Raw genomic sequence first — 6,863 nt, forward strand, 5'->3', positions numbered from 1 at the left:
TCTGGTATCGGCTCTCGGTGACTCGCGCGCCGCTGAGCGGGAAGGTTGCCGACCGTCTGGCCGACTCGTTGTGTGCCGCACCGGCTTCGGGGAATCCGTAGAGTGGCGGGACCGGCCGAGGGTGGTCGCGGGAGAGGGATCGTGAGATGAGTGCAGAGTCGGTCGATACGTTCACGCTGTGGGATCGCGACGGGGACGGGCTGGTGTCGGTGGAGGACATCGTCGACGGGATTCGTTCCGCGGGAGTCGAAGTCGATCGGGAGGCTGTCGAGCGGATGGTCGCCGCCGCGGACACCAACGGGGATTTTCTGGTCTCCCGTGCCGAGTTCGATGCCGCGGTGGTGCAGGGGCGGATCGAGGTCACCGACGCCGACGCGGCGTTTCGGGTCTTCGATATCAACGGCGACGGCCGGATCTCGGTCACCGAACTGGACGCGCTGATTCGGCACGTGGGTGCGGGCCGCATCGACGAACCGGCTGCCGACCTGCTCGCGGCCGCCGACCAGGACGGCGACGGGTACCTGTCACTGTCGGAATTCCGTGTGCTGCTGGACTTCTTGTCGCGGTGAGACCGGCGAAATCACGCAATTCGACGCCGAATAATCAGGAAACTGATCGGTGGGCGACGTTTTGCGTGATTACGCCGGGTGTCAGGGGTGGTGGACAGGGGTTAACGCCGTAATCGGGGTGGGCGATAGCCGAGAAGTATGGCTTTCGCTGCAGAGGGGTAGATCATGATGGGAAAGTCTTGGATCGGGGTGATCGCCGGTGTGACACTGGTGCTCGCGGGGTGCGGTAGTGGGGATGCGCAGGCGCCGGGGTCGAGTTCGGTGCGGCCGAGCACCACGCCGACGACGAGCGTGACGACAACGGTCATCACGCCGGCTTCGGGCACCGACCAGCCCACGATCGTGCCCGCGCCGTCGACCACCGCATCATCGGGCGGATCGGTGACGACGAAACCGGCACCGACGCCGCAACCCACGGGCACGATCATCCTGTCGACCCGGACGGTGGCCGGTTCGCCGGTGCCGAATGTGCTGGTGCACTTGGCCTTACATCGACCCTGTGACCCGGTCTCGCACGACATCAAGACGGGCGAGACGTCGGAGGCCGCGCGATTCGACGCGCACACCGACGCACAGGGCATCGCCACGTTCCCGAACGTGCCGGTCGGCTGCTACTACTTCGGCATGACCCCGCCCGAGGGCAGCAGCCCGGTCCCCGTCGGCATGCACACGCTGTTCCTGACGACCGCGGGCGCCACCCAGAAGGGGACCCTGGAGTTCAACAACATGACCAGCTCACCCAACTGCGACGAGACGACCATCGAAACCAGCCTCGGGGTCGATCCCGCGCCTGCGATCACCATCGACCTCTGCGACGGGGCGTGGGCGGTGGTCCGCTGGGACAGCCGAGGCGACAACCAGCAGATCATCAACTCCAACGTCGGCGGATGGCAGACGTACACGATCTTCCCGCACACCATCTGCTGGGCGAAGGCCACCGCCGACGGTGTTCCCGACCGGTTCAAGCGTTTCTTCGACTGCTAGGCGGTCAACCAAATAGCTTCGGCGGCAAGGGTTCCCAGTTCGGTAGGGGAATCGGCGGCGGCGATGCGCACGGCGATGGTGCCGGCGAAGTCGCGGCGTTCCTCGACGGCGATGGAGGTGTCGAGGGCGATGCCGACGGAGTCGAAGTAGCGCAGCATCGCGGGGTCGGAGTCGGAAATGCGCGCGACCCGGCCTGATTCGCCCGCGGCGAAGTCGCTGAGTTGGCGGGCGGGGGGTGTGGGGACCGCGCCGTCGGCGGAGGGGATCGGGTCGCCGTGGGGGTCGCGGTCGGGGTAGCCGAGTTTGGCGTCGATGCGCGTCATGAGCAGATCGGAGACGGCATGTTCGAGGATTTCGGCTTCGTCGTGGACCTCGTCCCAGCCGTAACCCAGTTCGTTCACCAGGAACGTCTCGATCAGGCGGTGGCGGCGCACCATCGCGACCGCGGCGCGGCGGCCGTGTTCGGTCAGGGTGATCGCGCCGTAGCGGGCGTGTTCGACCAGGCCCTGGTCGGTGAGTTTGCGGACCGCCTCGGACACGGTCGAGGCCGAGACGCCGATGCGTTCGGCGAGCAGCTTGGTCGACACCTTCTCCTGCGACCACTCCTGCGCGGTCCAGATCACCTTCAGATAGTCCTGCGCCACCGCCGACAAATCGGGGGCGAGGGTGGCGGTGGGACTGAGTTCGGCCTGCTCGCCGGGCTGCGTGGACGCACGGCGGGTCGCGACATCTCGTTTACCTGGCACGTTTTCAATGTTAGGCATCCCTGGCCCGAATGACACATCGGCGAACCGGCACGCCGGTGAACTCGTCGCACCGGAATTCTGTTCGCGTCGTGCTTTGCGTAGGCTTCGCGGTGTGCAGAGATGGCGAAGTCTGGACGACGTGCCCGGCGACTGGGGGCGTTGCGTTCTCACGATCGGCGTGTTCGACGGAGTTCACCGGGGGCACGCGCAGCTGATCAGCCGCGCGGTGGCCGCCGCCGAACAGCGTGGTGTCCCGTCGGTTCTGATGACCTTCGATCCGCACCCGATGGAAGTGGTGCGACCCGGTTCGCATCCCGCGCAGCTGACCACGTTGACCCGGCGCGCGGAACTGGCCGCGCAGCTGGGCATCGATGTGTTCTGTGTGATGCCGTTCACCCAGGAGTTCATGAAGCTCGCGCCCAGCGAGTACGTCAACGACCTGCTGGTGGATCGACTGCACGTGAGCGAGGTGGTGGTCGGCGACAACTTCACCTTCGGGAAGAAGGCCGCGGGCACGGTCGACACGATGCGTGAGCTGGGCGAGCGGCTGGGTTTCGAGGTCGACGGCGTGACCTTGCTCGGTGAGCACGCGGTCACGTTCTCCTCTACTTACATTCGCGCCTGCGTGAACGCCGGCGATATGGCCGCCGCGACCGAGGCGCTGGGCCGCCCGCATCGGGTGGAAGGCATCGTCGTGCGCGGCGACGGGCGTGGGCGTGGTCTTGGCTTCCCGACCGCCAATGTGGCGCCCACGATGCACGCCGCGATCCCCGCCGACGGGGTGTACGCGGGCTGGTTCACCGTGCTGGGCGACGGGCCGACCATCGGCACGGTCGCGCCCGGACAGCGGGCGATGGCGGCGATCTCGGTGGGCACCAACCCGACCTTCTCGGGTCGCACGCGCACCGTGGAGGCCTTCGTGCTCGACGGTGAGGCGGACCTGTACGGGCAGCACGTCGGCGTGGATTTCGTCGAACAGCTGCGCGGGATGCGCAAGTTCGACTCCATCGACGAACTGGTCGAAGCCATGGGCCGCGATGTCGAGGCCGCCCGCAAGGTCCTCACCGCCGACGAGGCCTGAGGCCGATTCGTTAGCGCATTGTTGCGTCGGGTAAAGTGGCTCCTCGGGTTTGCTGCGGTCCGCGGCGGCGCCCATCCCGGGTAACCGGAACTTCGAGCGCGGAACTGAAAATAGGAGTCCAGCCATGGCGCTGACCACCGAGCAGAAGTCGGCGATTCTCGCCGAGTACGGCCTGCACCCCACCGACACCGGCTCGCCGGAGGCGCAGATCGCGCTGCTGTCGAAGCGGATCTCGGACCTGACCGAGCACCTCAAGACGCACAAGCACGATCACCACACCCGTCACGGCCTGCTGGCCCTGATCGGTCGTCGTCGTCGCCTGTCGAAGTACCTGCAGGCCAATGACATCAACCGCTACCGTTCGCTCATCGAGCGCCTCGGCCTGCGTCGGTAATTTTTGCGGCTGGTGCCGCGGGTTTTCGGCCTCGTAACCCCGAATCCGAGGGGCGATACTGCGCCTTCGGCGTTCCGTCTCGCCCCTCGGATCCGGGGCGGCCGAAAACGTGGTGCTCGAGTTCGTATGACATGCCATCCTGAGGGAGGCGGTCGACATCTAGCCAGCGGGAAGAAGTACACTTCTTCTCGTTGGCTATTTGTGTATTCAACATGTGACAGCCGTGTGTACCCGTCCGCGTGGCGTCGGTCTTCGGTAGTGGCCTTTCGGCAGGCGTTGTTCTAACCGCCGTCGGGCTTCGATCGATGACCGCCTCTGCGTCGCCGCTTCCAAGGGGATTCGGCCGGGTGCTGCGCGTGGCAAGCCAGGAGGGTTTCCACGTGTCCGTGTCCGGTACGGCTGACGACAGCTGGTTCCGCGCCCACCAGGGTGCACATGCGCCTGGAAACGGCAGCGCGGTCCAGCGAGACGAGAGGTCGAGAGAAGAAAATATGACGCAGACAACTGAACGTGCATCGACTGCGGTCGAGGTCGAGCCCGGTGTTTTCGAGTCGGTCGCGCTGATCGACAACGGTAGCTTCGGCACCCGCACCATCCGCTTCGAAACCGGCCGTCTGGCCAAGCAGGCCGCGGGCTCCGTCGCCGCCTACCTGGACGACGAGACCATGCTGCTGTCGGCGACCACCGCCGGCAAGCACCCCAAGGATCATTTCGACTTCTTCCCGCTCACGGTCGACGTCGAAGAGCGCATGTACGCCGCGGGTCGCATCCCCGGCTCGTTCTTCCGTCGCGAGGGCCGTCCCTCCACCGACGCGATCCTGACCTGCCGCCTGATCGACCGGCCGCTGCGCCCGACCTTCATCGACGGTCTGCGCAACGAGATCCAGGTCGTTGTCACCGTGCTGAGCCTGAACCCGGTCGACCTGTACGACGTGGTGGCCATCAACGCCGCCTCGGCGTCGACCCAGCTGTCGGGCATCCCGTTCTCGGGCCCGATCGGTGGCGTTCGCGTCGCCCTCATCGGTGAGCAGTGGGTCGCGTTCCCGACCGTCGAGCAGCTCGAAGGCGCCGTGTTCGACATGGTCGTCGCGGGCCGTGTCACCGACACCGGCGACGTCGCCATCATGATGGTCGAGGCCGAGGCCACCGACAAGGTCATCGCGCTGATCGAAGACGGTGCGCAGGCGCCGACCGAGGCCGTGGTGGCCCAGGGTCTGGAAGCCGCGAAGCCGTTCATCGCGCGTCTGGTCCGTGCGCAGGCCGACCTGGCGGCGCTGGCTGCCAAGCCGACTCAGGACTTCCCGCTGTTCCCGCCGTACGGCCCCGATGTGTTCGAGGCTGTCGAGGGCACGTCCAAGCGTGAGCTCAACGACGCGCTGAGCATTGCCGACAAGCAGGTCCGCGAGGCCAAGATCGACGAGATCAAGGCCGAGGTGCTCGGACGCCTGGGTGACGACTTCGTCGGTCGCGAGAAGGAACTGGGTGCCGCGTTCCGCTCGGTGACCAAGAAGCTGGTTCGCCAGCGCATCCTCACCGACGGCTTCCGCATCGACGGGCGTGGCCTGGCCGATATCCGCGAGCTGTCCGCCGAGGTCGACGTGATCCCGCGCGCTCACGGTTCGGCGATCTTCGAGCGTGGCGAGACCCAGATCATGGGCGTCACCACCCTCGACATGGTGAAGATGGCACAGCAGGTCGACTCGCTGGGCCCGGAGACCTCCAAGCGCTACATGCACCACTACAACTTCCCGCCGTTCTCCACCGGCGAGACCGGCCGCGTCGGTTCGCCGAAGCGTCGCGAGATCGGCCACGGCGCGCTCGCCGAGCGTGCGCTGATGCCGGTGCTGCCCTCGCAGGAGGAGTTCCCGTACGCCATCCGTCAGGTCTCGGAGGCACTGTCCTCCAACGGCTCGACCTCGATGGGTTCGGTCTGCGCCTCGACCCTGTCGCTGCTCAACGCCGGTGTGCCGCTGAAGGCGCCGGTCGCGGGCATCGCCATGGGCCTGGTGTCGGACACCATCACCAATGACAAGGGTGTCGAAGAGGTCCGCTACGTCGCGCTCACCGACATCCTCGGCGCCGAGGATGCCTTCGGCGACATGGACTTCAAGGTGGCAGGCACCCGTGACTTCGTCACCGCCCTGCAGCTGGACACCAAGCTCGACGGCATCCCCTCGCAGGTCCTCGCGGGTGCGCTGAACCAGGCGCACGACGCCCGCACCACCATCTTGGACGTGATGGCCGAGGCCATCACCGACCCCGACGAGATGAGCCCCTACGCCCCGCGCGTGACGGCCATCAAGATCCCGGTCGACAAGATCGGCGAGGTCATCGGGCCCAAGGGCAAGATGATCAACCAGATCACCGAGGAAACCGGCGCCAACATCTCCATCGAAGATGACGGCACTGTTTTCGTCGGTGCGACCGATGGGCCTTCCGCCCAGGCCGCGATCGACATGATCAACGCCATCGCCAACCCGCAGCTGCCCAAGGTCGGCGAGCGTTTCCTGGGCACGGTCGTCAAGACCACCGCCTTCGGTGCGTTCGTGTCGCTGCTGCCGGGCCGTGACGGTCTGGTGCACATCTCCAAGCTGGGCAACGGCAAGCGCGTGGCCAAGGTCGAAGACGTGGTCAACGTCGGCGACAAGCTGCGCGTGGAGATCGCCGACATCGACAACCGCGGCAAGATCTCGCTGGTCCCGGTCGAGGACGACGCCGCCGCCGAGCCGGTCGCCGTCGAGGAAACCGTCGTCGCCGAGTAAGCGTTCGCACTGATCACCAAAACCCCCGCCGTTGCGAACGGCGGGGGTTTTGTCGTGCCAAACCTGTTCGTGACGCGGATCACGATGATGCAACGGTGATGCAACGTTGCGTGACCTAATGTGACTGGACACAGTAAGAACCCGTGCTGCTGTTTTGACTGAATCTGGTCCGGTTTATTATTGAAACGAATACGCTTCTCCTCGTCTGCGAAACGCGTGTGTCAGGTGTTGGTGGTTGACGATGGAGGTCGGGAGATGAGCCGGGATATTGCGATCGTGTCATAGCCGATCGCGCTGAATGCTGACGCGTACGGGTGGATTTCGGGC

Annotated in this window: 7 protein-coding genes; 5 read left to right on the plus strand and 2 right to left on the minus strand. The window is 66.0% G+C overall.

Going from position 1 to position 6,863, the window contains the following annotated elements; all coding sequences use genetic code 11:
- Nucleotides 1-146: 146 nt before the first annotated feature.
- On the plus strand, nt 147-569 hold the full coding sequence (locus ACFWVD_RS05950; protein ID WP_379240812.1) for an EF-hand domain-containing protein: 423 nt from the start codon (nt 147-149) through the stop codon (nt 567-569).
- Nucleotides 570-670: 101 nt separating this feature from the next.
- Here ACFWVD_RS05950 and ACFWVD_RS05955 read toward each other — a convergent pair whose 3' ends face one another.
- Nucleotides 671-997, minus strand: coding sequence for a hypothetical protein (locus tag ACFWVD_RS05955; RefSeq protein WP_379240813.1), 327 nt, complete (start codon nt 995-997; stop codon nt 671-673).
- A 16-nt stretch (nt 998-1,013) separates the two neighbouring features.
- Here ACFWVD_RS05955 and ACFWVD_RS05960 point away from each other — a divergent pair, with 16 nt between their 5' ends.
- Nucleotides 1,014-1,553: a hypothetical protein gene (locus tag ACFWVD_RS05960; RefSeq protein WP_379240814.1), complete on the plus strand. Its 540-nt coding sequence runs from the start codon at nt 1,014-1,016 to the stop codon at nt 1,551-1,553.
- On the opposite strand, the gene ACFWVD_RS05965 is transcribed toward ACFWVD_RS05960, so the two are convergent.
- Nucleotides 1,550-2,299 (minus strand): metal-dependent transcriptional regulator, encoded by a 750-nt coding sequence (locus ACFWVD_RS05965; RefSeq protein ID WP_379240815.1) that lies wholly within the window; start codon nt 2,297-2,299, stop codon nt 1,550-1,552. The genes ACFWVD_RS05960 and ACFWVD_RS05965 overlap by 4 nt on opposite strands.
- 112 nt (nt 2,300-2,411) lie before the next feature.
- Between ACFWVD_RS05965 and ACFWVD_RS05970 the strand changes: the two genes are divergently transcribed.
- The 3 genes from ACFWVD_RS05970 to ACFWVD_RS05980 all read left to right on the plus strand — a co-directional run bounded on the left by ACFWVD_RS05970 (nt 2,412) and on the right by ACFWVD_RS05980 (nt 6,536).
- Nucleotides 2,412-3,380 carry a bifunctional riboflavin kinase/FAD synthetase gene (locus ACFWVD_RS05970; protein WP_379240816.1) on the plus strand — a complete coding sequence of 323 codons (969 nt, stop codon included), beginning with the start codon at nt 2,412-2,414 and terminating at the stop codon, nt 3,378-3,380.
- Nucleotides 3,381-3,504: 124 nt separating this feature from the next.
- Nucleotides 3,505-3,774, plus strand: coding sequence for a 30S ribosomal protein S15 (gene rpsO / locus ACFWVD_RS05975; RefSeq protein ID WP_379231837.1), 270 nt, complete (start codon nt 3,505-3,507; stop codon nt 3,772-3,774).
- Between the two features lie 491 nt (nt 3,775-4,265).
- Nucleotides 4,266-6,536 carry a polyribonucleotide nucleotidyltransferase gene (locus ACFWVD_RS05980; RefSeq protein WP_379240817.1) on the plus strand — a complete coding sequence of 757 codons (2,271 nt, stop codon included), beginning with the start codon at nt 4,266-4,268 and terminating at the stop codon, nt 6,534-6,536.
- The last annotated feature ends 327 nt before the right edge of the window (nt 6,537-6,863 follow it).

Origin of the sequence: Nocardia sp. NPDC058666 (assembly GCF_042714895.1) — a bacterium.
Lineage (GTDB): Bacteria > Actinomycetota > Actinomycetes > Mycobacteriales > Mycobacteriaceae > Nocardia.